Here is a 26,087-nt window from a genome sequence, read left to right as displayed (position 1 = left end):
GATAATTAAAAGATATAAAATAGAATGGATGTACGTTAAGTGAAACTAGATAAAAGAGGGTTCCTAGTATGTTAAAGAAATGGTTAATCGTTTTCTTTATTTTTGCTGTTTTTTGTGGAAGTGTTGTTACACTAATACATGCAAATAAAGGAAAAAAATATGATACAAAGGCATTTTCTAATGTAAATAGTAAGCAAAAAGATGTTAAGCAGGAAGTTGATGCGAATGAGAAAAAGCGTTATGAAATTGCAGCTGGAAAACTAGATCAGTACTTAAAAGATAAAGGATTTAATGGGAGTGTTCTTGTAGCAAGTAAAGATCATGTCATTTTACGAAAAGGCTACGGTTATGCGAATGTGAAAGATCAAGTATTAACAACGCCAAGAACGAAATATCGCATTGGGTCTATTACGAAAACAGTAGTTGCAATATCTATTATGCAACTAAAAGAAAAAGGGAAGTTGAACATTGAAGACAATGTAAATAAATATATCCCATCGTTTCCGGCAGATAAAAACATTACGTTACGAAACTTGTTAACACATACGTCTGGATTACCAGAACAGGGACAAGGTAGTGTTGACGCAGCATCACGGTTAAAATTAGTAACGTGGATTGGGGCACAAACGTTACAATTTCCAGCAGGGACAGGATGGAAATATACAGATTATAATTATATGGTGCTTGCATATATTGTAGAAAAAATATCGAATAAACCACTTGCTGAATATGTGAAAGAAAATATTTTGACTCCTGTTGAAATGAATGAATCTGGAATGGGCGCAACACTCCCAGAAGATATTTTCTTAGCAGAAGGGTATACGAAAAAAGATAATAAGTTAATAGCCACGCCTCGCTTAAAAATGAACTGGCTGTATGGTTGTGGTGAAATGTATACGACTGTTGAAGATATGAAAAAGTTAGATGAAGCTATTATGGATGGTAAACTACTTTCCAAACAAAGTGTATCAGATATGTTTTCTGCATCACCTGCAAGAAAATATGGATTTAGTTTCTATATTTACCCAGATTATTATCATAACCACGGTGTATTAGCTGGCTGGAACACTTTTAATAATTTTAACTGGGATAAACGAACGTTTGTCATATTATTTTCTAACGTCCAAAATGGTATGAATGATGCATTTAATCAAGAATTTAGGAAAATGGCGAATGATTTAATAGAAGGAAAGTAATTATAAAAAAATCGGTATTGATATGTAATTATCAATACCGATTTTTTTATTTTGTAAAGTTTTACTTACTGAATAAAGTGAAACTTTAATCAGCAGGGCCCCACCTAACTTCTTTGCTTTCGCTGAATTTTGAGGTGGGGGTCTTACTGCCCACAAATGGCGGGATAAATAGGTAAAAAAGGTGATTGGCATTTGAATAAATCTAAATAGGTAGTTAAATGATAAGTAATGCAAAGAACAATTGGTAATTTTTACATTGATAAAAAAGCTTGAGCTTCACACTATGTGAAGCTTTACAGTATTGGAGACAAGAACAGGAGGTTGGAAAAATGAAAAAAGCAATAAAGTTTTGTTTAATAGCTACATTATCTACAACGATTATTAGTGGATGCTCTTTTGAGGGTAACAATGAAAATGTTAAAGGGAAAGAAGGAGAAAAAGTAGAGGTACAGAAAAACGCTGGGAAATATACGATGCCAGATGAAAAAGATAAACATGAAGGTACATGGCTGCAATGGCCACATGAATACACATATGGTGAAGAGTATAAGCAGGAAGTTGAACCTATTTGGGTTAAGATGGCAAGTGCTTTAACTGAGGGTGAGAAAGTTCACATTGTTGCATATGACCAGGAAGAAAAGGAGAGAATCAATAAGCTTTTAACAGATGAAGGGTTAAATATGGAGAAGATTGATTTCTTTATCGCGCCTACTGATGATGTATGGGCAAGGGATAGTGGACCAATTTTTGTTTATGACAGCAACAAAAATCTCAAAATATTAGATCCAGCATTTAATGGTTGGGGGAAGAAGACACCTTATAAAAATGATGCTCAAATACGTAAGAATGTTAGTAAACAATCAGGAATTGAAAGAATTGATTGGGGGAAATTTGTCCTTGAAGGCGGCGCAATTGAATTAGACAGCAATGGGACTGCTTTATTAACTCGAAGTGCGGTAACGAATAAAAATAGAAATCCTGATTTATCAGAAAAGGAAATTGAAAAATATATAAGTGACCTTGGGGTATCAAACTTTATTTGGTTAGACGGAGTACCTAATTTAGATATTACGGACTTTCATATTGATGGATTTGCTAAATTCCATAATAAATCTACCATTGTAACGATGAAAGAAGATGACCTAGCTGAATGGGGTTTATCTAATAAAGATATGGATACATTGTTAGATGCCAAAAATGCTTCAGGACAGAAATATCAGTATGAATACTTGCCGCTTAGTAAAGAAAAGGTTGCTTTAGAGAATGGAAAAACTCTCGATTATAAGGGATCGTATATCAATTATTATATTGGGAATACAGTTGTATTAGTGCCTAATTATAATGATCCGAATGATAAAATCGCAAACGATACGATTCAGAAGTTATACCCAGATCGTAAAGTAGTCGGTATTGATGTGAGAGAGTTGTATAAAAACGGTGGTATGATTCATTGTGTGACACAACAACAACCAATTGCATTGAAGTAATTGATTGTAATTTCGTTGTGCTGCTTATATAGACAAAATAGGTGAAATCTTATCTTTACCTATTTTGTCGTTCCTTATTATTTGTAAAAATAAAATTTAAATATAATGATAATTGAATTGTAGTGTATGTTCGCTTTTCGTTTTATATGGTAAAGGAGAAAAATGTTTGTGTTAAAGAATTTTAAAATAGTGTTTTCGTATTTCCCTATCGTTTTACAGTACATTTTAAATGTAGCTTTAATTTGCTTAGGGGTTGTTCTAAGTGTGTTTCTTATGAAAGAAGTCATTCAGTTTATACAAGAACTGAAATTGGATGGTAATGAATCTAGTTATCATTTAATTGATAGTATCGTCGTATTCTTTTTGTACTTTGAATTCATCGTAATGATTATAAAGTATTTTCAAATGAATTTTCATTTTCCATTACGATATTTTATATATATAGGTATAACAGCTATTGTTCGTCTTATTATTATAGATCACGATAGTCCGTTAGATTTATTGTTATATGCCTGTGCAATCTTTGTATTAATTAGTGCGTTGTTCATTGCGAATTCTAAAATGATGCGTCGTGATTTAGAATAGTGAACATTTGTTGTTGAATTAAATAAGATATTTTATCTTTTTGAAAAAAGGAGTAACGGTATTGAAAGAAATAATCTTAACCAGCCTCATAATGATAGGGTTTATGATTCTATTATTTAATTGTATACTTTCATAATTTAAAAGAATAAAAGGTTAATAGAGAAAGAGGTTTTTGTAAATATGGTTCAGTACAATAATCAAAATAGTTTACATCAAATATTTACATTAAAAGGGACAATTATAAGAGATATTTTCCCGCAAATCGTATTATATACGTGTATTTCAACGATAGTAGCTGTAATTAATTATTACTATGCAGAAATAAATATAAATCAGACTCCTTGGGTAATCGTAGGAGGAGCTTTAGGATTACTATTAGTGTTTCGTACGAATACTGCCTATGATCGGTACTGGGAAGGTAGAAAGCTCTTTGGCACGATTGGTGCTTGTACTAGAAATTTAGCAATTAGTTTTTTATGTCATTGGGATTCTAAAGGGAAGAGTATGGAGCAGGAAAAAATAAAATTTTTACATTTATTAATTGCATTTCCAAAGTTAGCGAAAGGACACTTGAGAGAGGAAAAAAATCTATCTGAAGTGAAATCATTGCTCGCTGTCTGTTCTGAGAAGGAAAAAGCACTTTTGGTTGAGTCCAATCATTTACCGATTAGTATAGTTTTTATGTTGAAAACTATACTATCAAAAGGTTTGAAAACGGGGCAAATTCATCCAAATGCGATAATTAGTATGGAAATGGATTTGAATACGTTACTTACATCTGTGGGTGGATGTGATCGTATCAAAACAACACCTATTCCTTTTGCATATTTTGCTCATATAAAAATTTTATTGATTATATTTTGTGCGACTTTACCGATTGGTCTTGTTGATAGTCTCGGATGGTTTACAGTACTTGCGACTACGTTTATAAGTTTTGCATTCATAGGTATTGAAGCAATAGGGGTTGAAATTGAAGATCCCTTTGGTCAGGATCCAAATGATCTTCCGCTAGAAGGAATTTGTATAGGAGTAGAAGCGCATTTAGTGAATTTATATAATCAAAACGATCTATTAGAAGTAATGGGTTTGAATCTTGATACAAAAATCATTTAATCATTTATTGTTGTTTTAAAATAGGTTATTTAAAAAACTTGTCAAGAGTCAATTTAAGGCTTAACGTCAGCTTTATATTTTTTATATAAATATATAATATTTCTCCATGCTATAATCCATTCATGAAATATACGCGGTTCATGAGTTGTAATGAAAAGAGAAATGAATTGAGGAATAGTTGGCTTTGTGAAATCAGTTATGTAACTACTATTAAAAAGCGAGGTAAATAATATGGAACAAAAACATAATGGGATTATTTTTACTGCAATACCAGACGAATCGAATGAATATTATCAACCATTTTATGAAGACTTGATTTACTTTAATGAATGTTTAAATGAAAAGAAATCAATTGCGGATCAACTTATATCTTTATCTGTTGAAGAACAAGACTTTCATACGAGCTGTTTTGAGTATGATGATATTTGGCTAAGAGATGTTGCACCGGTTGTCACAAATCATCTAGTTAAATTTAAATATCGACCAAATTATTTGCCAGATGATCAAGGGCGATATTTAGATCAACAGTTTAATAAATGGTTGAAAAAGAATGACTTTGAATATGTGAAATCCCCATTAATATTAGATGGTGGTAATCTTATTTGGAATAAAAAAGATACCGTAATATTAACAGAACGTATATTTGATGATAACGATGATTGGACAGAAGAGGAAATTATTGAGCAGTTAGAATGGGATTTAGATGTGAGTCGAGTTATTATTATTCCTGCTGAAGAAGGGGATGTACTAGCACACGCAGACGGAATGGTTAAATTTATTGATGAACATACAATGTTTATTAGTGATTTTTTAGGAGATCATGAATTTAGATATAGTGTTCAAGAGATTATTCAAGAACAAATGCCAGAAGCTGAATTTATAGTTGTTCCTTCATCATATACAGAGAAAGGACAATATGATCAAGAGATAGCATCAGCAAAAGGGTTGTATATAAATATGTTAGAATCATGTGATGCTCTTTATGTTCCTAAGTTTGGACTAGCCAAAGATGAGGAAGTTTTACGATATATTCAACAGTATACGGAGAAGCAAGTTATTCAAATTCATGTAGGAGAAATATCAACAATGGGAGGCGCAATGAATTGTTTAACGTGGTATTGTCCAAGCCATTTGTTACCTTCGAAAATGAGAAGATTGAAAAATCAGAATGAAGATTTTTCAATGAAGAAGATTTTTGATTGGTTTTAATAAATAAGTAATGAAAAGAAAATATATTCAAGGAGTATTGATATGTATACCATCGCTGAGTTTTCTCGGATTTGTAAAATGAGTACGCGGATGTTAAGACATTATGACAAAGAGGAGATATTAAAACCGGCATATGTGAATCCGGTTAATGGGTATAGGTATTATGAACAAGAGCAGCTGGAAGTAGCATTGAAAATAAAAAAGCTAAGGGAGTATAAATTTCCTCTTCCAAAAATTAAAATTGTTTTGCAGTCATCGGATCAAGATTCGTTTGTTCAACATATACAATCACAAATTATCGAGTTGTCTCATGAAGTGAAGCAAAATTTACAGGTTATTTCAGAAATGAATGAAATGGTAATGGTGAATAGTAGTCTAAATATTGCTCGCCATAGAAGTTACGATATATTAATGGGAATGAGGAACGAAGTAACGATAATTACTCAAAGAGTAAAAATAGATATAGATGATATAGATGATTATTTTTATGACTTATATGAAGAGGTACAAAAAAATAACTTTCAAATAGTCGGTTCGCCATCTGCAGTCTTTTATGATGAAGAATATATTCCAAGTAACAGTGATATTGAATTAAGAATCCCGGTTATGCAGGGGAATGATGAAGATGTAGTACAAGAATATGAAATGAAAAAACTAAGTCCACATCAAATCGTTACTACTATGCATTATGGAAGTTACGACTATATAGGTTACGCTTATATAGCGTTAGAAGAATGGGTTGAAAAAAATGGGTATGTAATAGTTAATTCGCCATATGAGGTTTATATAAAGGGACCTGAATGTGATTGTTTAGCAGAAGAGTATGTGACACAAATTTGTTTTTTAGTTACGAAAATAGAATGAGAATAAGGATTGACATTAACATTATGTCAATCCTTATTCTATGTACGAAAGCAATTTATCATAATAAAAAGGTGAAATAAAGAGTCACCTTATAAAGTTGCTACAAGTAAATGAAGATATTCCTGTTGACCTTAACACGATGTCAAAGTATAGACTGTACGTACATTCATATAAGGGGTGAACACGTATGAGAAATATAGAAAATAGTTTGTTTTATATGCCTGCGGAATGGGAGAAACATGAAGGTACATGGCTCCAATGGCCACATGATAAAGCACATAGAGGTGAAGGTTATAGAGCTAAGTTAGATGATATTTGGATATCGATGGCAAAGGAGCTTCACTATGGAGAAAATGTCCATATTGTTGTATGTGATGAAGAAGAGAAAATACATGTCCAATCGAAGTTAATGGAAGCTAATGTAAATATGGATAAAATTGATTTCTTAATTCAAGAAACTGATGATATTTGGATAAGAGATAACGGACCAATCTTTGTAACGGATAAGGAAGGGAATCGCTGCCTAACACACTGGATATTTAATGGTTGGGGAAATAAATATCCGTACGAAAAAGACGCTAATATTCCGAATAAAATAAGTGAAATGTATCGCATTCCAAAAGTTGAATCTAGTGTCTGTCTAGAGGGCGGGGGAATTGAGATAAACGGAAACGGGACCTTAATGGCGGCGAAAACGTCTATTATAAATGAAAATCGAAATCCCACACTAAGTCAGAAAGAAATTGAAATGGAATTAACGAAATATTTAGGAGTAACGAATTTTATATGGATAACTGGTATACGCGGAGAAGATAATTATGATGAAGATACGGATTATCATATTGATGGCGCGGCACGGTTTGTAAATGAAAATACGATACTGTATGAATATGATCCTTTCGGTGAAGGAGAGCCATACCTTTTGGAGGCGTACGAAAAGCATTATCAAGAATTACGACAAGCGAAAAATATAGATGGAAAGCCATTTCAGCTCATTCCAGTACCAGTAACAAGAAAAGTGGTAAAAGAAGCAGACTGTAAGGGTTCATATTTGAATTTTTATATTGGTAATGAAGTTGTATTAGTTCCTGTATATGGTGATGAACATGACAAGTTAGGGCTGCAAATTATTGAAGGGCAGTTTCCAGGAAGAAGAATTGTCGGTATTTATGTGAATGAATTGTATGCGTATGGTGGTATGATTCACTGTGTGACGCAGCAGCATATAGAATAGAGTAATTCAAATGAAAAAGCATGCAGAGCATATACTCTGCATGCTTTTTATAATGCTGAAAACTCCTCAACAAGTTGAGTGAATTGTTTCAATGCACTTTCAATCGGTTCTGGCGTAGTTAAATCAACACCAGCTTTTTTCAATAGGTTTAGTGGATAATCAGAACTTCCACCTTTCAGGAATTCAATATAATTTTTCTGAGCATTCGGATCACCGCTTAATAGTTTATCAGCGATTTGAATGGCAGATGCGAATCCAGTTGCATATTTGTATACGTAAAACGGGCGGTAGAAATGAGGGATTCTAGCCCATCCGTATTTTACTTCTTCATCAAATACAAGTGAATCACCGTTATATTCTTTAAATAGTTTTTCATAAATTTCACTGAAGACTTGTGCATTTAATGGTTTACCTTGTTCCGCCATTTCATGTGTGATTTTTTCAAATTCTGCAAACATAATTTGTGTAAAGAAAGTACCTTTGAATTTTTCAATAAAATGGTTAACTAAATGGTTACGCACGTTCGTTTCTTTTGCTTCTTTTAATAAATAGTGAATTAATAACACTTCATTTACTGTAGAAGCGACTTCTGCCACAAAGATAGAATAATGTGCAGAAATTCTTGGTTGGTATCCATGTGAATAGTGCGTATGCATACCGTGCCCGCATTCATGAGTAAGAGTGAACAGGCTATTTAAATCATCGTGATGATTTAAAAGAATGAAAGGATGAACACCATATACACCAAAGTTATAAGCACCAGAACGTTTTCCTGGTGTTTCTCTTACGTCTATATATCGTTTATCTTTAAAACTTTTTAATGTTTCAATATATTCTTCTCCTAAAGGAGCTAGTGATGCAATCATAATGTCAAATGCTTCACTATATGGAATGTCTTGTTTTGCACCTTCTACTAAATCGACGCCTAAGTCGTATTGTCTTAGTTCATCTACGTTTAATTTTTCTTTTCGAATTTCATTGTATGTATGTAATGTTTGAATGTTTTTTTTCGTTGTATCAATAAGGTTTTCATATACTTCTTTCGGAACCATATCGCCAAATAATGATTTCTCTAGCGCTGATGGATAGTTTCTTAGCTTCGAAACGGTAACATTATTTTTAATAGCAGCGGATAAAGTAGATGCGATGGAATTCTTTAACTGAACATATGGTTTGTAATATGCTTTATAAGCTTCTTTACGCTTTTCACGATTCGTATCTTCTATTAACTTTGCATACATTCCGCGTGTTAAGTTCACTTTTTCTCCATCGTCAGTCGTCACTTCACCAAATAATATATCTGCATTGTTTAACATACCAAATGTGTGCTGTGGAGAAGAAAGAGCTTCACCCATCTGTGATAAAATTTCTTCTTGGTCCTTATTCAATACGTGTTTTTTATAACGGTATAATTCAAATAAGTCTTCTTTATAATATTGTAAGCCTTCTGTTTCTTCTATGTAAGAATGTAATGTGCTTTCGTCTATGCTAAGTAAGAAGGGGGAAAAGAAAGATTTAGCTGCACTTACTTTCACGTGTAATTGTGATACTTTATCGACAAGAGATTGCGCGTCAGTATCGCGTGTATCAAGGTCAGATTGTAATCGTGCATAAGCGAACATTAAAGATATTATGCTAGAAATTTCTTCACTCTTCGTTAAATAAGCTAATAAACTATTGCCATCGTGAATATTGCCATTAAACTCGTGTAATTCCTTCGTTAATACTTCAATTTTATGAAAATCACTTTCCCAATCTTCAATTGTATGGTAAATGTCTGTTAAATCCCATTTTTCTATATCAGCTACTTGTAATCGATCTTTAAGTTCTGTCATAATCATTTCCTTTCTAAACATGTAGTTATATTTCTATATAACTATGAAATACAACAAATTGCAAAAAATCCCTGCTGAAAATTGAAAAGCTTTGCTAAAATAACAAGGCTTACATACTTATAGTGTAATTCCAAATTTTGAATGTAAAAGGTTTGTAAATTGCATGTCTGTAACGGTTTCTTTCGTTTTTTTACCATTTTTCGCTACTGTAAGGCTATCTTTCGTTAAAGAGGCATGTCCATCTTCAGTTAGTTTTACAATAAGAGGTAGTTTATTAAAGGGTGACCCTTCATGTTCAACGATAATTTTTTGTGCTGTATTTGCTTTTTCTTCATCCACTTCTTCTATATAAAATGCATAGCCTAACGTCCAATCATCAGCAGAAGATTGATCCAAGAACTCATTGTTTTTCCGCATCTCTAAAATGTAGTTTCCCTTTTCGGTCATTTCTTTACGAATACGATAATCTCCTGTAACAGAGTGAATGACTTCACCTGAGAAAGGGACAGGGGCAAGAGGTAAGTATGATCCGAATCCTACTTCAATTAAATAAAGTTCATTATGATGTGTTAAAACGGTTGCGATATGGCCAGAATCAACAGCCCATATGGAGTTTGCAGCGTTATAAACTGTTCCTGAAACGAGATGAACATCGAATCCAAAATCTTTCAGGAAGTAATACATAGTAGGATTGAGTTCATAACAAAGACCGCCACGGTTATTTACTAAAATTTTCTCTTTCAAATTTTCTTTTGATATTTCTTTAAAATTCTTTTCGAGAATATTTAAGTTTTCAAAAGGAACAGTTTGTGCCATTGCGTACATAATGTTAGATAAATCTTCAAATGAAACTGTGTCTTTTTCTTCTACATGTAATCGTGCGAAAAATTGTTTTTGAAAGTCTGTCATAGAAATCCCTCCGTTATGTTTTTATAGGTAAATTGTAAACAATCTTGAATAGGATGTGAAATTAAAACTACGTTGAATATTTGAAGTGAGATTAAAAATAATGTGGGAGAGTGAGAGATTGCTACTTTACTAACGGTGGGACGAATATTATAATAATTCTGATAAACCATGCAAACGCTTTCTTAGAAGGGGATGGTGTACAGATGTTTAAAAGAATAACAATAGTCGGATTGTCAGTTGTTTTGTTTTTACCTAGTATATATGAGGGGAGTAAAGCATATGCAGATACAGTTAACAATGGAACGTTAATGCAGTATTTTGAGTGGTATGCTCCGAATGATGGGAATCATTGGAATCGTTTGCGTACTGATGCTGAAAATTTAGCGCAAAAGGGAATTACATCTGTTTGGATACCACCTGCATATAAAGGAACTACGCAAAATGACGTAGGATATGGAGCATATGATTTATATGATTTGGGGGAATTCAATCAAAAGGGAACAGTGCGGACGAAATATGGGACGAAAGCACAATTGAAGTCTGCAATTGACGCTTTACATAAGAAAAACATCGATGTATACGGTGATGTAGTTATGAATCATAAAGGTGGGGCTGATTATACAGAAACTGTCACAGCAGTTGAGGTAGACCCAAGCAATCGAAATGTTGAAGTATCAGGTGATTATGAAATTAGTGCTTGGACAGGATTTAACTTTCCAGGGCGTGGAGATTCTTATTCTAATTTCAAATGGAAATGGTATCATTTTGACGGAACAGATTGGGATGAAGGAAAGAAATTAAACCGAATTTATAAATTTAGGGGCATAGGTAAAGCGTGGGACTGGGAAGTGTCTAGCGAGAATGGGAATTATGATTATTTGATGTACGCGGATCTTGATTTTGATCATCCAGATGTTGCGAATGAAATGAAAAAATGGGGAACGTGGTATGCGAAGGAATTAAATTTAGATGGCTTTCGTTTAGATGCTGTTAAACATATTGATCATGAATATTTGCGCGATTGGGTAAATCATGTTAGACAGCAAACGGGGAAAGAAATGTTTACAGTAGCTGAATATTGGCAAAATGATATCCAGACTTTAAATAATTATTTAGCGAAGGTCAATTATAATCAATCTGTGTTCGATGCACCACTGCATTATAATTTTCATTATGCTTCAACAGGAAATGGGAATTATGATATGAGAAATATTTTAAAAGGAACGGTAGTTGCGAATCATCCTACACTTGCGGTTACTCTAGTTGAAAATCATGATTCACAGCCTGGTCAGTCATTGGAATCTGTAGTGAGCCCTTGGTTCAAACCGTTGGCATATGCATTTATTTTAACGCGTGCAGAGGGATATCCTTCTGTTTTCTATGGTGATTACTATGGTACAAAAGGAAATAGTAATTATGAAATTCCAGCGTTAAAGGACAAAATTGATCCGATTTTGACGGCACGAAAAAACTTTGCATACGGTACGCAGCGTGATTATTTTGATCATCCAGATGTGATTGGCTGGACAAGAGAAGGTGATAGTGTACATGCTAATTCTGGTTTAGCAACATTAATCTCTGATGGACCAGGAGGGTCAAAGTGGATGGATGTTGGGAAGAATAACGCAGGGGAAGTATGGTACGATATTACGGGTAATCAAACAAATACTGTAACAATTAATAAGGATGGTTGGGGACAGTTCCAAGTAAGTGGAGGATCAGTTTCCATATATGTTCAGCGGTAGGTTTCCCCCTTCTTTTTTACATGCTGCATAGTTATAAAGGTATGACACCTTTACTTCTCACTTAACATATAGTATGATGATTTCAGTAAATTAGATTTCAATGACTATAATATAAATTAATGAGAGGTGCTTTTTTGTGAGTGCGGTAGGTACTAAATAGGAAAAATTTAATGAAATAAATCGGATAAAATCAGGGGATTTTTATGTGTATCATACCCCTAAATTTGTCATGGATTTATTTCGATACCTATGAAGATACCTACAACACTTTATAAAGCGTGTAATAAGGGGATTGCCATCCGTTTTTTATGGTTTATTTCCTCATATGTTATTGCACATGCCTTGTAAATGTAAAAGCTGCGGTATCCCCGCAGCTTTTTTGTATATATTTTTAATGTATAAAAATGGTAATTGAATAATGTAGAGCTCATTGGAATCTAATGAGTAGGTATCTTCATTTATGATAAAAATCAATCATAGTGAGGAGAAACAAAATGAATACGATGACTTTTGAAAAGTTACAATATAACGAATTAAAGGATATAGTGAAATCTTATTGTGTAAGTGGATTAGGTAAGGAATTATTAAACAAATTAGAGCCGAGTACGAGTCTAAAAGTAGTGAGAAATCGCTTGAATGAAACGACGGAAGCACGAGCTATATTAGATGCAGAGGGGCATGTTCCTTTCTTCGGCATTTCTAATATTGCTAGTACAATTCAAAAATTAGAAAAAGGGATGATTTTAGACCCAGAAGAATTAGTAAGTGTTTCAGACTTTTTACGTGGGTGTAGAAAGATTAAAAAGTTTATGTTAGATAAAGAATTTTTTGCACCAGTATTAGCTTCTTATGCAAATTCAATGACTGAATATAAAAGTATTGAAGAGGAAATTAACTTTTCAATTAAAGGAAATAGTATTGATGTAGCTGCAAGTAAAGAGCTAAAGCGAATTCGAAATAATATCGATTCTGTAGATGGGAAAATAAAAGAACGTTTAACGAAGTTTTTAAATAGTAGTGCAAATAAGAAATTCATTCAGGAATTCTTTATTAGTAAAAAGGATGACCGTTATACGATTCCAATTAAATCTTCCTATAAAAATCAAGTTGCTGGAAGTATTATTGAAGCCTCGGCAAAAGGTTCTACTGTATTTATAGAACCACATACGGTTACGAAATTGAATGCAGAATTAGCAGGTTTGAAAGCAGAAGAAGCGGTTGAAGAGTATCAGATTTTAGCAACTTTATCAGGAATGGTGTTAGAAAACATTTATAGTATAAAGATTAACATGGAGCTAATTAGTCAGTATGATATGGTATTTGCGAAAGCGAAGTTTAGTAAATCGATTGATGGAATAGAACCGAAGTTAAACGATCATGGCTACATTCATTTAGTGAATTGTAAGCATCCGCTTTTAACAGGGCAAGTTGTACCGTTACATTTTAAAATTGGTCAAGAGTATCGTAGTTTAATTATTACAGGGCCGAATGCGGGCGGAAAGACAATTGTGTTAAAAACGATTGGATTGTTAACATTAGCTACAATGTCAGGTCTTCATATTGCAGGAGATAAAGGTACAGAAATCGCTATTTTCGAAAATGTATTCGTAGATATTGGTGATAATCAAAGTATTGAAAATGCACTAAGTACATTTTCGTCTCATATGAAAAATCTTTCTGAGATTATGAGGATGTCAAATAATAATACGTTACTTTTATTTGATGAAATAGGGAGCGGTACAGAACCAAATGAAGGTGCAGCACTTGCAATTTCTATTTTAGAAGAGTTGTACTTTGCGGGATGTATTACCGTTGCGAGTACGCATTACGGAGAAATTAAACGATTCTCAGAAATGCATGATGACTTTATGAATGCAGCGATGCAGTTTAATAGTGAAACGCTAGAGCCGCTTTATAAATTAGTTATCGGAAAATCAGGAGAAAGTAATGCACTTTGGATTGCGAATAAAATGAGCGTAAAAGAACATGTACTGAAAAGAGCGAAAGAGTATATGGGAAATAAAGAGTACGCTTTAGAAAAAGTGAATGAAAGTAAAATTAGAAAACCGAAATTTGTACAAGAAAAAAGAGAATCTCATTATGAGTACAAAATAGGCGATCGTGTTAATTTATTGGATCATGATGATTTTGGTATCATCTATAAGGAAAAAGATAATTTTTATAACGTTGTTGTATATTATAACGGTGAATTCGTTGAAGTAAATGTAAAACGTATTACTTTAGAAGTAGCAGCGAAGGAGTTATATCCAGAAGAATACGATTTAAATACACTATTTGTTGATTATAAAGAAAGAAAAATGCAACACGATATTGAGCGCGGATCGAAAAAAGCACTGAGTAAAATTCAAAAAGAAATAAGAAAGAATAGAGGATAAGTTAAAATGGTAACGATTAGACAAGAACAAAAAAATGATTATAGAAAAACAGAAGAAGTCGTAAAAGAAGCATTTTTAAAGGAAGAATTTAGTGATAAAACAGAACATGAACTTGTAAAACGTATTAGAGAATGTGACGCGTTTGTTCCAGAGTTATCAATTGTTGCGGTAGATGAAGATATAGTTGGTCACATTATGTTATCGAAAATTACAATAGAACAAGATGGAACTTCTGTAGAATCGTTAGCACTTGCACCAGTTTCAGTTGCTAGGGGTCATCAGAAAAAAGGAATTGGTGGAAAACTGATTGTAGCTGCATTAGAAAAAGCGAAAGAACTTGGATACGGATCAGTTGTAGTATTGGGACATCCAGAGTACTACCCGAAATTTGGTTTTAAGAAAGCAAGTGAGTGGAATATAAAAGCACCGTTTGAAGTGCCTGAAGAGGTATTTATGATAATGGAATTAACAGAAAATTCTCTTCGAGGTGTAGAAGGAATTGTACAATATTCGAGTGCTTTTGCTGAGTAGGAGTAACGGTTAAGAAATGTAATCATAAAAGATGCTATCTTTTTGTATGGATATACAGAAAGATAGCTTTTTTTATTAAGCGGATCTACTGACGTATATTTTGCTCAATGAATAATTGAGGTGGTAAAATTGATATAGAAACGTAAAGGGAGAGAATGAAATGAATAAGCGAGAAACAGATAGCAATGAGAATGCAGTTACGTTATATGTTACAAGACACGGTAAAACAATATTAAATACGAATCATCGCGCGCAAGGTTGGGCTGATTCTCCATTAGTAGAAAAAGGTGTTGAAGTTGCCACAAATTTAGGAACAGGATTAAAAGATATTCATTTTATGAATGCGTATAGTAGTGATAGCGGCCGAGCGATTGAAACTGCTAATTTAGTATTAAAATATAGTGAGCAATCAAAATTAAAACTTGAGCAAAGAAAAGATTTGCGAGAATTAAATTTCGGTATTTTTGAAGGTGAAAAACTTGAGAATATGTGGGATGTTGTTGGAAAAGCTGCAGGCGTTGCATCACCAGAAGAACTTATGAAGTTTTCTATTCAAGAAGTGATTAATCTTATTAGAGTAGCAGATCCTACAAAACAGGCGGAAGATTGGGAATTATTTTCTACTCGCATAAAAGCTGAGATAGATAAAATTAGTGAAGAAGCTGCTGGAAATGGTGGCGGTAACGTTTTAGTTGTCGTTCATGGGCTTTTGATTACTACCTTAATAGAAATGTTAGACAGTAGCAAAACAAAACTTGGGGTGGAAAATGCTAGTGTGACGAAGATTGTATACCAAGATGGAACATATACAGTCGAGTCGGTTGGAGATATGAGTTATGTTGCAAAAGGGAAAGAAAGTGTGGAAATATAATTAAATCTCAAATAGAAATAAGAAAAGGAAGGTAGATAAATCTAGCTTCCTTTTCATTTTGTGAATTATGGGATTAATAAAATCTTCCCTGTGCTTTTACGGCTCTCTAATAATTCATGAGCAAGAGCACCGTCTTGTAAAGAGAATGTAGTAGGATTTGAAATGTTTAATTTTCCAGTTGCGATCCAATCGAATAATTGAGTAGATCGTTTTTTACGTTCTTCATAAGTGGTAAGAACGTTCCAAAGGTCTCCGCCAGTTAAAGTTTTTGAAGTATCCATAAGCATACGTGGATCAACTGGAGCAGGATTACCACCAGCCATTCCGTAAAATACGACAGTACCGCCAATTTTAGTAGCGTTAAAACTTTCCTCTAATGTAGAACCTACTGATTCATATACGAGATTTACTCCAGTTCCATTAGTCATTTCAAGTACTTTCGTATGCCATTCTTCGTTATATAAAAATACGTGATCGGCCCCAGCTAATGTAGCTATCTTTGCTTTTTCTTTTGATGATGTAAGACCAATTACTGTTCCGCCCTGTAGTTTAATCATTTGAATAAGAAGTTGACCGACGCCACCAGCTGCAGCGTGTACTAAAGCTATATCACCTTGTTTTAGTTGATAGCTATCGTGCGTTAAATAATGTGCAGTTAATCCTTGTAATAAGACAGAAGCGGCTGTTTCAAAAGAAATAGAATCTGGTAGTGGGATTACTTTTTCAGATGGAACGGCAACTAGTTCTGCATTTGCAAATGGGACGTCCGCAAATGCAATACGGTCTTCTAGGTTGATAGTAGTAACGTCAGCCCCTACTTTTTCAACAATTCCAGCTCCTTCATAACCTAATACATAAGGCGGATTGCCAGCAAGATGATAATCGCCGCGGCGTCTATAAATATCAGCGAAGTTTAATCCGATTGCTTTCGTGCGGACAAGAATTTCATTTGGACTTATGATTGGATCGTGTATTTCTTTATAGTGTAGAACATTAGCGTCTCCGAATGTTTCGAAACAAAGTGCTTTCATATGGAATACCTCCATTTATATTGTTTATAGATGTTCTTTATCATACAATACAAATATCAATAGACAAAGAGGATTATTTCGATGGAATCAATCGGAAATATCGATTGAAAAGAGGGATGATAAATGGAAATAAAACAGTTAATTACATTTAAAGTAGCGGCACATACTTTGAACTTTACACAAACTGCGAAGAAATTAAACTTTGCCCAATCGAGCGTTACAGCACAAATTAAAACATTAGAGGCTGAGCTCGGTACACCACTATTTGAGAGATTAGGGAAACGTCTTTTCTTAACTGAAGCAGGTAGGAAGTTTCAACTATATGCCGACAAGATGATTGCACTCAGTAACGAAGCGAAAATGGCTGTGAAAGATGATGAAGAAATAGCAGGTACGTTAATAATTGGTGCACAAGAAAGTCAATGTACATACAGACTGCCTTCTATATTAAAGAAGTTTAAAGCACAATTTCCTCAAATAAAACTTATATTTAAACCAGCACACTCCAATAAAGATGCGAAGGAACAATTGATGGAGGGGAAAGTAGATCTTGCATTTATTTTGGACGAATGTAAAACAGAAGATGTTTTACATGTGGAACCACTTATGAAAGAAGAATTAAAAGTAGTAGCTGCTCCTACGCATCGTTTACTTGAACAACCTTCAGTTTCTATAAAAGATTTAGAGAGTGAAACACTTTTACTAACAGAATTAGGCTGCTCGTATCGGACTTTATTTGAAGAGCTATTTCGCTGGGAAGATGTATATCCAGCAAATAAAATTGAATTTGTTAGTGTTGAAGCAATTAAACAATGTGTTATTGCAGATTTAGGTATAGCCGTTTTACCAGCGATAGTAGTAGAAAAAGATATACGGGAAGGGACGTTAAAGGAGTTAATGTTAAACGAAACAATATCTCCAATTTATACACAAATCGCTTGGCATACAGACAAATGGATGACAGTGCCACTGCGACAATTTATTGATGTAACGAGGGAGTTTTTTACAACAGATTAAGTGGAGAAATATTTATTTTATATAAAAGAAAAAATGGCAATTTTGTTTAAAGAACCGATGCTTGAATATAACAAGTATTGGTTCTTTTATGTTTTAAATATAGAATGCTATAAAATGTGTATTTCTCAACTTTTTTTCTTACAAGGATAAGTGAAGTTTTTCGTATATTCTAATAATCATAAGGGAATTTACAACGTTTATTCGTTTCTGTAAGATGCCTCTAGGAAGCGTGAAAGGAGGGCTGGCACAGCGGTATAGGTTGTCTTTGGTATACATAATCATTTTGAGGAGGAATTTAAAATGTTTAAAAAGCTAATGAAAGTATGTGTGTTAAGTGCAGCGAGTGTAGGGGTATTATTTAGTTTTCAAGGAAGTACATTTGCAGCTACCGATCTTAGTAGCTATTATGACGGGAAAAATCCAGCAACAACGAAAGTATACGGAGGTAGTACAACATGTGATGCAGACGGATTTAATGCAAAGTCTACAGCGGTGTATGAAGGTAGTAAAAAAGTAGGAACAGTGTATTTACGTTACAGTAATAAATGTCACGCGGCATGGTCTAAGCTTGTTTTAGATCAACCAGCACCTTCTGTTTCTGGAGGAGTATATGCTTACGCTGTTATTAATAAATATAAAAATGGTGTATTTCAAAAATCCGTAGATTCTAATAGTGGCAATGGAGCAATTAAAACGGGGCAAACGAGCACCTATACAGGAATGGTATTTGATTTAACTGCTGATTTTGGTTATACAGCTGATGCTGAAGCGGTGACGATTAATAACGGCTACGGGAAAACTGGACGTTATTAATAAAGGAGTGAAATTCTATGAAGCTATTTAAAAAGGTGAGCGCATGTCTTTGTCTGGCATTGCTCGTCATAACTAGTGTTTTTAGTACGACGAATAATGATAAAGCATTTGCAGAAGACCATTCATATGATGGGAAAAGTCCTTACTACAATAGCTGTGATCAATCAGCAGTAACGAAAGAAAAGAAGTGGATTGATTCTAATTCATATGTGGAATTGAAATTTAGCACGACGTGTAAGACAGTATGGGCAAAGGTTACTGTAACTCGTGCAGCGGTTTATAATAATGAAGCTGATGCAAGGATCGTCAGACAAACTGATGGAAAGGCATATACTTGCGGAAGTGCTGGAGGAAATGGTGTTGTGAATAAAGGGCAAACATCATGCTATACGCCAATGGTATATGATTTAGATCCAAGAAAGGCACAAGCGCAGGGGAAACATGCAATTCCGAATAGTGATGCATATAATTATGCTGAGACGATTTGGTATTGATGGAATTATAAAAAATTTAAGATAGCATATTTTAAGAGCATGTTTTGATTGGATTTCAAAACATGCTCGATTTGTATTCATTCTAATTTTTTCGGTAATCATGGACCATTGAATTAACTAAGGTCTGTATCAGGAGGATTGTATCCAAGGTGACGAGCCATAGATACAATTTGTCCTTTATGGTGAAATTCATGCGTCTCCGTATGAGTTAAAAGCCATAGCGGAGTTGTGCTCCAAGGTTCTTTTTGCCATTTCACTTCATTTGCTATATTTTCGAGCCAACGGTCATTGTATTCATCTAAAAAACGTTGTACAGTTTCGTCTACTAACTTAAATCTAGCACGGACTTTTTCCACATCTGCATGCTCAATTTCATAATCGCTAGCAAATAAAAAATCTGCTCTTTTTTGCTTGAATGCGAAGGATCCAAGCCAGTATCGATAGCAATCGGCTACATGAATATGAGTCTTTATAATGCTACTGCTTCCGAAATTAGGAACTGTGCTATGTAATTTTTCTACTGGGATTTCTTCTAAAAATGTGAATAGAGTTTCTCTTGTAGAGCTAATAAGATTATATTGCTGTTTTAAAATATGTAACATGCAAGTACACTCCTCTTTTATTTACATAGTAAGTAATTCTATATTTACGAGGAGTGAACCTTTTTATTATTTTTAATAAGCATATTAGATGTATTTCTTATTTGTTTCTGATAGATTAAACAAGGTGAAACTTTAATAAGTTGAACATTCTTAGTTCATAATAAATTGTACATCAAGAAGGGGAACGATAAAATGAATAGACTAGTGGGTTTAAAACAATTTGAAATAACGCGCGGGGCGTTACTTAAATTTATGGAAACGTTAGATGATAAAATTGCAGATACGCAGCCAGAGGGTTTTAACAATACAATTCGTTGGCATATCGGTCACGTGTTAACAGCAGCAGAAGTTTTCATGTTTGGAAAAGAATTTAAACAATTACCAACTGAATATCCAGGTATGTTTGGGTATGGATCACGACCATCTAAATGGAAAACAGAAGGACCATCGTTAGAAGTGTTAACGGCTCAATTAAAAGAACAAGCAAAACGTATTAACGAAATTCCAGTAGAAGCATTTGAAAATAAACTGCCAGAGCCATTCCTAGGATTGGAAACAGTAGGGGAGCTTTACGGTATGATGCTTTATCATGAAGCTAATCATATTGGGCAAATGAAAGCGATGGAACGTATTATTAAAGCTCTTTAGTCTTAATTGCATATAACAAGCAATACAGTTGTAATGTTAAATAATATATACAAAAAAGGTAGATAAATTATTATCTACCTTTTTTGTATAACTTCTTGAAGGATTAGGGATTATCATCGTGGTGCTGATGAAGAAGGATAAGAGAATTTTATAATTTTTATGGTGTGATTATTAATTATAGTATTCCTAAATATGGAATATACGTATAATAATAGAGAAGAACTAGAAATAGGGGTGAATACTATGATTACATTAGAACAAAAGTTGGAGCAATATAAACATACATATGTACAGTTAAAGGGAGAACTAAAATGGAAAACGAGTGATTCTCGAACAGGAATGATGATTGCTGCTATGTATGCAGGTAGTGATAAATTGTTTGATCTCGGACGTTTTTTAGAAATTAGTAGTTATATTAAGAATCAGGTAGGGATGTTTTCATACTTAAAGTCTTATCATCGTTTTGTAGTGGCCGCAACATTAGATATTCACTTTACAGATTACAAGGAAGCTTTTCGGAAGTTTTTAGATTTATATGAACAATTGGTCACTGGTGGCTTTAGCCGGAGTATATTTACTTATCTCGCAGCAGCTGTGCTTTTAACAGAAGAAAATGAACAGCATGGCACACATATTCAGCGTTCGATGCAAGTATATAAACGCATGAAAAAGGATCACCTCTTTCTTACAAGTACAAATGATTATCCGCTCGCAGTTTTATTAGCAGGACAATCAGAGCATGTAGAAACACTTATGGATCGAGTGGAACGTCTTTATCAGAAACTAGCGACAGCTGGTTTGCGTAAAGGGAATGATCTTCAATTTTTGAGTCATATTCTTTCACTAAAGAAGGATGTCAGGGAAGAACTATTAGTTGCAAAATGTACAAATATATGGAATTTGTTAAAGCAAGAAAAGGTAAAAGTAAAACAGATGCATTACCCAGCTATCGGGCTACTAGCGTTACTCGAGGACGGAGAAAAAGAGATTCATTCTATTCGAGCATTTATTGAAAAATTGCAGGGGGATAAATTGTTCCGTTGGCATACAGATACAAATATTCTTATTGCTATTCAACTGTTCGTAAGTCAGAAAGGTGAGGAAAGTAAAGCTACTAACACAGGTTTACAAACAATGATAGAAGTCCTCATACAAGCACAACAGGCAGCCATGATGGCAACGATTGCCGCTTCATCTGCAGCAACATCTTCTGCTAGTAGCAGTTCATAATGTTTAATTGCTTATACTCTTGTAAATTATAACTCCCTTGATAAGGAAGGTTTAAAAAATATTACTAAAAACAGTTAGCCCATCACTCTCTAATGAGTGATGGGCTAACTGTTTTTACATAATCAGCATTATCTTTTTGATTCCTTCAAATGTTTGAGCTGTGTGACAATCATAATGCTAATAACAACGAGTAAAAACCATGAACTAATTTTGCTTAAGTGAACGAGACTCCATGCTTCCCGTTGATTTGGATATTGCCATGCTCCGAAAAATGTTGCGATGTTCTCTGCAACCCAAATGAAGAAACCGATAAGGAAAAAGGAGAGAACGAGTGGCATTTTATATGGAACGCCTCGTAATGAAAATTCCACAAATGTCCGAAAGAAAACGATGAATAGTAGTAAAGTTAATATCCATCTAAAATCGTATAGAAAATGATGCGTGAAAAAATTGAAGTAAATCATAGCTCCTAACGGCACGGCAAAAATGGCTTTCGGCCAATGATGCATTTTTAAATGCAACCTTCTCCACGCTTGACATATGTAACTCGCGACACTTGCGTACATAAAACCGCTGTAAAGCGGAACTCCAAAAACCTTCGAATATCCCTCTTCGGGATAACTCCATGAACCGAAATGTACTTTATATATTTCTAGTAAAAGGCCGATGAGGTGAAAGATGGTAATTACTTTTAGTTCGTCTTTTGTTTCAAGACCAGTCTTGTACATAATCCACTGCATAAGAAGGCATACGATGAGTATGAAATCATAGCGGTATAACTCTGGGATTGAAACAATTTTTGAAAGGGCTAGTGTTAAGAAAATAATGACTGGGAATAAGCAAGATAATGCTTGTTCGTAAGTGAAATGTAGTAGTTGTTTTATATAGAACATTGTGTCACCTTCGATGTTTTTTATCGAAAAAATCAAAATAATCAATAATTATACTACGATTTAAAAAATAATCCAGTAGTCTATTTTGCATGTATTTGTAAGTTTTAGAAGGGAATTGTAATGAGTATTTTAATATTGTAGAAAAGTAAAAAAATAGTTTGCTATTTAAAAAAAGTGGGGATATAATATCTAAATGAAAATGATAATTACTATCAATAATAATTACAAATAAAAAATAATTATAAAAAACAACTGAATATAAAGGATGAAATGAAACATGTTACATAAGTCTACTGTACATGCTGGTAATAACCGCTGGATACATATTAAGTTCATATGTTTCATGAGCTTAACAATTTTATGTTTAATTGGATCTATATTTTTAGCCATTTCATTTGGTGCAAAAGATATTCATTTACAAACGGTGTGGGCAGCGGTTTTGGATTACGATCCGAAATTAACACAGCACCAAATTATTTATGAATTAAGGCTCCCGAGAGTAATTGGAGCAGCAGTTGTAGGGGCAGCTTTTGCGGTTGCTGGTGCTGTTATGCAAGGTGTAACACGAAATCCTTTAGCTGATGCAGGTGTACTTGGCATAAATGCAGGAGCGATGTTTGTAGTAGCACTTAGTTTTGCTTTTTTTCCGCATATGCCGTATTCCTATTTAATGATTGTTTCCTTTATTGGAGCAGTCTTAAGTACAGTACTTATTTTTGTTATTGGATCAGCAACATCAGGCGGGTTAACACCAATGAGGTTAACGATTGCTGGAGCGGTTATGGCAGCGCTTTTACATTCATTAAGTTCAGGTGTTGCGATTTATTATGATTTAAGCCAGGATTTAGCGTTTTGGTATGCTGGTGGTGTTGCAGGGGTTAAGTGGGAACACTTGAAATTTTTAGTCCCTATTATTCTTATAACGATTATTTTTGCAATAGTGTTAGGGCGATCTATTTCACTCATATCAATGGGGGATGATGTTGCTACGAATTTAGGAGTAAAAACGAACCGAACGAGAATACTAGGGATGATTATAGTAGTCATTCTTGCAGGTGTATCTGTTTCAGCTGTTGGCTCTATTGGGTTTGTAGGACTAGTTATCCCGCATATTGCTAGAAAATTAGTTGGTGTGAATTATAGACTCATTATTCCTATGTCAGCATTATTAGGAGCTATGTTATTAGTTGTAGCTGATTTAGGGGCAAGAACAGTAAATCCTCCTAAAGAACTTGCGATAGGGATTATGGTAGCTCTTGTTGGAGTTCCGTTCTTCCTCTATATAGCACGTAAAGTTGGGAGGGAGTTGTAAGTGAAGGATCTTTTGAACACAGATAAAAAGAGAGCCATTACTGTAACTACAATTTTTGGTTGTATTAGTATCGCTGTCATTTTAATTAGTTTAAATACAGGGACACTGAGCATTGCACCGCTCAAAGTAATTCAAACGCTTTTCGGTTATGGTGATTTTGAGAGCGAGACCGTGCTATATGATTATCGTATGCCAAGAATAATAATCACAATGTTAGCCGGTATTGGCCTTGGGATTTCCGGTGCGATTTTGCAAGGGTTATCACGTAATGCACTTGCAGACCCTGGTATTTTAGGATTACATGCAGGTGCATCTTTCGGGCTAATTATATTCGTTACTTTCTTTCATTCTATTAATGAGAATGCATCGATTTTAATACCGTTATTTACATTTGGCGGGGGAGTACTAGCTGCATTTTTAATTATTATACTGGCGAGTGATCGGTCAAAAGGTTTACTTCCTATTAGACTTATTCTCGTTGGTATTGCTGTTTCAGCTGGATTTAGTGCGATTTCGTTATTTTTCTCTCTCAAGTTAAATGATGAGACGTATACATTCGCTTCTAGATGGTTAGTTGGTAACGTGTGGGGAAGGGATTGGATTCATGTCCTTGCATTATTACCTTGGATTTTCATACTAACCCCGTATACATGGATAAAATCTAAAACGTTAAATGCATTGTCACTAGGTGATAGTGTAGCAGCAGGGCTTGGTGTTTCTGTTCAAAAAGAACGGTTACTACTTTTAGCTACAGCGGTTGGATTATCTTGCGCGAGTGTATCGATGGCAGGAGGAATTGGTTTTATCGGTTTAGTTGCTCCGCATATCGCAAGGAAGTTAGTAGGTACTACATATCAACACTTTCTTCCTTTAGCTGGCATTATCGGAATGATTATTTTAGTGCTAGCAGATACGATAGGTCGTTCTATATTTGAGCCAAACTCTATTCCAGCTGGTGTAGTAGTGGCGGCATTAGGAGCACCGTATTTTCTTTATTTACTTACAAAAACAAAATAAATACTTCAAAGAGGAGAACATATGAAAAAGAAACTTATTATTTTATTTAGCATGATGTGTATTTTAGTATTAGCAGCATGTGGTCAAACGAAAGCTAATGAAGAGGCAACGAAAAAAACGGAAAAAAGTAATGATCCAAAAATCGCCTCTATGTCCATTCATTTAACAAATAATTTACTTGCATTAGGAATTACACCAGTAGGTTCTGTTATTGGTGGAGATTTAAAAGATTTCTTACCGCACGCTAAAGAGAAGTTGAAAGATACGAAGAAGCTTGGTGTTGTAACAGATCCGAATATGGAAGCGTTACTTCAATTAAAGCCAACGGACATTTATGTTGATGAAAAATATGCTGGTAAAGATGTAGCGAAATACGAAAAAATTGCAAAAACACATTCTTTCAATTTAGATGAAGGTACGTGGAGAGATCATTTAAAACAAGTTGGTAAACTTGTAAACCGTGAGAAAGAAGCAGATAAATATATTCAAGATTACGAAGAGCAATCAAAACGAGTAAAAAGTTTAATAGATAAAGAATTAGGTAATAACGAAAAAGTAATGGCAATTCGTGTTACTGCAAAAGAATTACGAGTATTTAGTACGAAAAGACCGATGGGACCAATTTTATTCCAAGACTTAGGATTACAACCTGCAAATGGTGTAGAGAAAATTGATGGAAACCGTCCTTTCGAAGTCATTTCACAAGAAGTATTACCTGACTTTGATGCAGATTCTATTTTCGTTGTTGTAAATAGAGATGACAAAGCAAAAGCAGCATTTAAACAACTTCAAGAAACACCAATTTGGAAAGACTTAAAAGCAGTTAAAGGCAAGCATGTATACATTATCAATGATCAACCATGGCTTGACTATTCTGCTTTAGGAAACAAAATGGCAATGGATGAAGCGGAGAAAATGTTTACGAAATAATATAGTTTTGTTATTAGGAAAGGCCCTCTAAATTTGGAGGGCCTTTCTATTATTGTTAGAATAAATGAAAAATTATACAATGAAGTTAATTCGATATGGAGGAGATGTGCCAATGTCAGCGCTTA

The 26,087-nt window shown here is 34.0% G+C and carries 24 protein-coding genes; 19 read left to right on the top strand and 5 right to left on the bottom strand.

The features are described 5' to 3' along the window. Positions 1–68: 68 nt before the first annotated feature. The 7 genes from ACW0JX_RS16795 to ACW0JX_RS16765 all read left to right on the top strand — a co-directional run bounded on the left by ACW0JX_RS16795 (position 69) and on the right by ACW0JX_RS16765 (position 7,688). A complete protein-coding gene (locus tag ACW0JX_RS16795; protein ID WP_000915203.1) occupies positions 69–1,196 on the top strand; it encodes a serine hydrolase domain-containing protein in 1,128 nt (375 codons plus the stop codon). Positions 1,197–1,525: 329 nt separating this feature from the next. Beyond that, complete coding sequence (locus ACW0JX_RS16790) at positions 1,526–2,683, top strand: agmatine deiminase family protein (RefSeq protein WP_459244951.1); 1,158 nt, start codon at positions 1,526–1,528, stop codon at positions 2,681–2,683. A gap of 168 nt (positions 2,684–2,851) precedes the next feature. Further along, positions 2,852–3,268 carry a phosphate-starvation-inducible protein PsiE gene (gene psiE / locus ACW0JX_RS16785; RefSeq protein WP_000916570.1) on the top strand — a complete coding sequence of 139 codons (417 nt, stop codon included), beginning with the start codon at positions 2,852–2,854 and terminating at the stop codon, positions 3,266–3,268. Positions 3,269–3,448: 180 nt separating this feature from the next. Beyond that, positions 3,449–4,381, top strand: coding sequence for a bestrophin family protein (locus tag ACW0JX_RS16780; protein WP_071731252.1), 933 nt, complete (start codon positions 3,449–3,451; stop codon positions 4,379–4,381). 231 nt (positions 4,382–4,612) lie between these two features. Next, positions 4,613–5,590, top strand: coding sequence for an agmatine deiminase family protein (locus ACW0JX_RS16775; protein ID WP_000435519.1), 978 nt, complete (start codon positions 4,613–4,615; stop codon positions 5,588–5,590). Between the two features lie 42 nt (positions 5,591–5,632). Beyond that, a complete protein-coding gene (locus tag ACW0JX_RS16770) occupies positions 5,633–6,454 on the top strand; it encodes a MerR family transcriptional regulator (protein WP_000287980.1) in 822 nt (273 codons plus the stop codon). 187 nt (positions 6,455–6,641) lie between these two features. Beyond that, positions 6,642–7,688: an agmatine deiminase family protein gene (locus ACW0JX_RS16765; RefSeq protein WP_001244187.1), complete on the top strand. Its 1,047-nt coding sequence runs from the start codon at positions 6,642–6,644 to the stop codon at positions 7,686–7,688. Between the two features lie 47 nt (positions 7,689–7,735). On the opposite strand, the gene pepF is transcribed toward ACW0JX_RS16765, so the two are convergent. Beyond that, positions 7,736–9,523, bottom strand: coding sequence for an oligoendopeptidase F (gene pepF, locus ACW0JX_RS16760; protein ID WP_029442916.1), 1,788 nt, complete (start codon positions 9,521–9,523; stop codon positions 7,736–7,738). 117 nt (positions 9,524–9,640) lie between these two features. Then, a complete protein-coding gene (locus tag ACW0JX_RS16755) occupies positions 9,641–10,432 on the bottom strand; it encodes an arylamine N-acetyltransferase family protein (RefSeq protein WP_095690428.1) in 792 nt (263 codons plus the stop codon). 203 nt (positions 10,433–10,635) lie between these two features. Between ACW0JX_RS16755 and amyS the strand changes: the two genes are divergently transcribed. The 4 genes from amyS to ACW0JX_RS16735 all read left to right on the top strand — a co-directional run bounded on the left by amyS (position 10,636) and on the right by ACW0JX_RS16735 (position 15,975). Further along, positions 10,636–12,177 (top strand): alpha-amylase, encoded by a 1,542-nt coding sequence (gene amyS, locus ACW0JX_RS16750; protein WP_017656311.1) that lies wholly within the window; start codon positions 10,636–10,638, stop codon positions 12,175–12,177. A 494-nt stretch (positions 12,178–12,671) separates the two neighbouring features. Beyond that, on the top strand, positions 12,672–14,573 hold the full coding sequence (locus ACW0JX_RS16745; protein WP_095690429.1) for an endonuclease MutS2: 1,902 nt from the start codon (positions 12,672–12,674) through the stop codon (positions 14,571–14,573). 6 nt (positions 14,574–14,579) lie between these two features. Further along, positions 14,580–15,104 (top strand): GNAT family N-acetyltransferase, encoded by a 525-nt coding sequence (locus tag ACW0JX_RS16740; RefSeq protein ID WP_095690430.1) that lies wholly within the window; start codon positions 14,580–14,582, stop codon positions 15,102–15,104. Between the two features lie 160 nt (positions 15,105–15,264). Next, the gene (locus ACW0JX_RS16735) at positions 15,265–15,975 is read left to right on the top strand and encodes a histidine phosphatase family protein (protein ID WP_001042044.1); all 711 of its coding nucleotides are present in this window, start codon (positions 15,265–15,267) and stop codon (positions 15,973–15,975) included. A gap of 65 nt (positions 15,976–16,040) precedes the next feature. Here the strand turns inward: ACW0JX_RS16735 and ACW0JX_RS16730 are convergent, their stop codons facing one another. Beyond that, positions 16,041–17,006: a quinone oxidoreductase family protein gene (locus ACW0JX_RS16730; protein WP_459244950.1), complete on the bottom strand. Its 966-nt coding sequence runs from the start codon at positions 17,004–17,006 to the stop codon at positions 16,041–16,043. Between the two features lie 123 nt (positions 17,007–17,129). Here ACW0JX_RS16730 and ACW0JX_RS16725 point away from each other — a divergent pair, with 123 nt between their 5' ends. The 3 genes from ACW0JX_RS16725 to ACW0JX_RS16715 all read left to right on the top strand — a co-directional run bounded on the left by ACW0JX_RS16725 (position 17,130) and on the right by ACW0JX_RS16715 (position 19,330). Next, positions 17,130–18,023 (top strand): LysR family transcriptional regulator, encoded by an 894-nt coding sequence (locus tag ACW0JX_RS16725; protein WP_459244949.1) that lies wholly within the window; start codon positions 17,130–17,132, stop codon positions 18,021–18,023. A gap of 300 nt (positions 18,024–18,323) precedes the next feature. Next, a complete protein-coding gene (locus ACW0JX_RS16720) occupies positions 18,324–18,836 on the top strand; it encodes a DUF2690 domain-containing protein (RefSeq protein WP_098976461.1) in 513 nt (170 codons plus the stop codon). A gap of 17 nt (positions 18,837–18,853) precedes the next feature. After that, a complete protein-coding gene (locus ACW0JX_RS16715; protein ID WP_459244948.1) occupies positions 18,854–19,330 on the top strand; it encodes a DUF2690 domain-containing protein in 477 nt (158 codons plus the stop codon). 113 nt (positions 19,331–19,443) lie between these two features. On the opposite strand, the gene ACW0JX_RS16710 is transcribed toward ACW0JX_RS16715, so the two are convergent. Further along, positions 19,444–19,932, bottom strand: coding sequence for a DinB family protein (locus ACW0JX_RS16710; protein ID WP_098126235.1), 489 nt, complete (start codon positions 19,930–19,932; stop codon positions 19,444–19,446). 192 nt (positions 19,933–20,124) lie between these two features. Here ACW0JX_RS16710 and ACW0JX_RS16705 point away from each other — a divergent pair, with 192 nt between their 5' ends. Next, positions 20,125–20,580: a DinB family protein gene (locus ACW0JX_RS16705; RefSeq protein ID WP_459244947.1), complete on the top strand. Its 456-nt coding sequence runs from the start codon at positions 20,125–20,127 to the stop codon at positions 20,578–20,580. Positions 20,581–20,772: 192 nt separating this feature from the next. Next, positions 20,773–21,810 (top strand): DUF4003 domain-containing protein, encoded by a 1,038-nt coding sequence (locus ACW0JX_RS16700; protein WP_459244946.1) that lies wholly within the window; start codon positions 20,773–20,775, stop codon positions 21,808–21,810. Positions 21,811–21,938: 128 nt separating this feature from the next. On the opposite strand, the gene ACW0JX_RS16695 is transcribed toward ACW0JX_RS16700, so the two are convergent. After that, positions 21,939–22,703 (bottom strand): DUF817 domain-containing protein, encoded by a 765-nt coding sequence (locus tag ACW0JX_RS16695; RefSeq protein ID WP_050844368.1) that lies wholly within the window; start codon positions 22,701–22,703, stop codon positions 21,939–21,941. A 277-nt stretch (positions 22,704–22,980) separates the two neighbouring features. Here ACW0JX_RS16695 and ACW0JX_RS16690 point away from each other — a divergent pair, with 277 nt between their 5' ends. The 3 genes from ACW0JX_RS16690 to ACW0JX_RS16680 are packed head-to-tail and all read left to right on the top strand — an operon-like array spanning position 22,981 to position 25,962. Beyond that, complete coding sequence (locus ACW0JX_RS16690; RefSeq protein ID WP_071731237.1) at positions 22,981–24,015, top strand: FecCD family ABC transporter permease; 1,035 nt, start codon at positions 22,981–22,983, stop codon at positions 24,013–24,015. Further along, positions 24,016–25,032, top strand: coding sequence for a FecCD family ABC transporter permease (locus ACW0JX_RS16685; RefSeq protein ID WP_071731236.1), 1,017 nt, complete (start codon positions 24,016–24,018; stop codon positions 25,030–25,032). A gap of 21 nt (positions 25,033–25,053) precedes the next feature. Then, entirely contained in the window at positions 25,054–25,962 is a 909-nt protein-coding gene (locus ACW0JX_RS16680; protein ID WP_459244945.1) for an ABC transporter substrate-binding protein, read from the top strand. Positions 25,963–26,087: the final 125 nt, after the last annotated feature.

This window comes from Bacillus sp. C-3-6 (assembly GCF_054509685.1).
The sequence above is the reverse complement of the archived record's forward strand: the minus strand, read 5'-3'. Positions and strand labels throughout refer to the sequence as shown.

Bases quoted from the DNA above. Each gene is read 5' to 3' on its own strand.
- ACW0JX_RS16795 (WP_000915203.1), top strand. From the start codon at position 69: ATGTTAAAGAAATGGTTAATCGTTTTCTTTATTTTTGCTGTTTTTTGT.
- ACW0JX_RS16790 (WP_459244951.1), top strand. From the start codon at position 1,526: ATGAAAAAAGCAATAAAGTTTTGTTTAATAGCTACATTATCTACAACG.
- ACW0JX_RS16780 (WP_071731252.1), top strand. From the start codon at position 3,449: ATGGTTCAGTACAATAATCAAAATAGTTTACATCAAATATTTACATTA.
- ACW0JX_RS16775 (WP_000435519.1), top strand. From the start codon at position 4,613: ATGGAACAAAAACATAATGGGATTATTTTTACTGCAATACCAGACGAA.
- ACW0JX_RS16770 (WP_000287980.1), top strand. From the start codon at position 5,633: ATGTATACCATCGCTGAGTTTTCTCGGATTTGTAAAATGAGTACGCGG.
- ACW0JX_RS16765 (WP_001244187.1), top strand. From the start codon at position 6,642: ATGAGAAATATAGAAAATAGTTTGTTTTATATGCCTGCGGAATGGGAG.
- pepF (WP_029442916.1), bottom strand. From the start codon at position 9,523: ATGACAGAACTTAAAGATCGATTACAAGTAGCTGATATAGAAAAATGG.
- ACW0JX_RS16755 (WP_095690428.1), bottom strand. From the start codon at position 10,432: ATGACAGACTTTCAAAAACAATTTTTCGCACGATTACATGTAGAAGAA.
- amyS (WP_017656311.1), top strand. From the start codon at position 10,636: ATGTTTAAAAGAATAACAATAGTCGGATTGTCAGTTGTTTTGTTTTTA.
- ACW0JX_RS16745 (WP_095690429.1), top strand. From the start codon at position 12,672: ATGAATACGATGACTTTTGAAAAGTTACAATATAACGAATTAAAGGAT.
- ACW0JX_RS16740 (WP_095690430.1), top strand. From the start codon at position 14,580: ATGGTAACGATTAGACAAGAACAAAAAAATGATTATAGAAAAACAGAA.
- ACW0JX_RS16735 (WP_001042044.1), top strand. From the start codon at position 15,265: ATGAATAAGCGAGAAACAGATAGCAATGAGAATGCAGTTACGTTATAT.
- ACW0JX_RS16730 (WP_459244950.1), bottom strand. From the start codon at position 17,006: ATGAAAGCACTTTGTTTCGAAACATTCGGAGACGCTAATGTTCTACAC.
- ACW0JX_RS16725 (WP_459244949.1), top strand. From the start codon at position 17,130: ATGGAAATAAAACAGTTAATTACATTTAAAGTAGCGGCACATACTTTG.
- ACW0JX_RS16720 (WP_098976461.1), top strand. From the start codon at position 18,324: ATGTTTAAAAAGCTAATGAAAGTATGTGTGTTAAGTGCAGCGAGTGTA.
- ACW0JX_RS16715 (WP_459244948.1), top strand. From the start codon at position 18,854: ATGAAGCTATTTAAAAAGGTGAGCGCATGTCTTTGTCTGGCATTGCTC.
- ACW0JX_RS16710 (WP_098126235.1), bottom strand. From the start codon at position 19,932: ATGTTACATATTTTAAAACAGCAATATAATCTTATTAGCTCTACAAGA.
- ACW0JX_RS16705 (WP_459244947.1), top strand. From the start codon at position 20,125: ATGAATAGACTAGTGGGTTTAAAACAATTTGAAATAACGCGCGGGGCG.
- ACW0JX_RS16700 (WP_459244946.1), top strand. From the start codon at position 20,773: ATGGAATATACGTATAATAATAGAGAAGAACTAGAAATAGGGGTGAAT.
- ACW0JX_RS16695 (WP_050844368.1), bottom strand. From the start codon at position 22,703: ATGTTCTATATAAAACAACTACTACATTTCACTTACGAACAAGCATTA.
- ACW0JX_RS16690 (WP_071731237.1), top strand. From the start codon at position 22,981: ATGTTACATAAGTCTACTGTACATGCTGGTAATAACCGCTGGATACAT.
- ACW0JX_RS16680 (WP_459244945.1), top strand. From the start codon at position 25,054: ATGAAAAAGAAACTTATTATTTTATTTAGCATGATGTGTATTTTAGTA.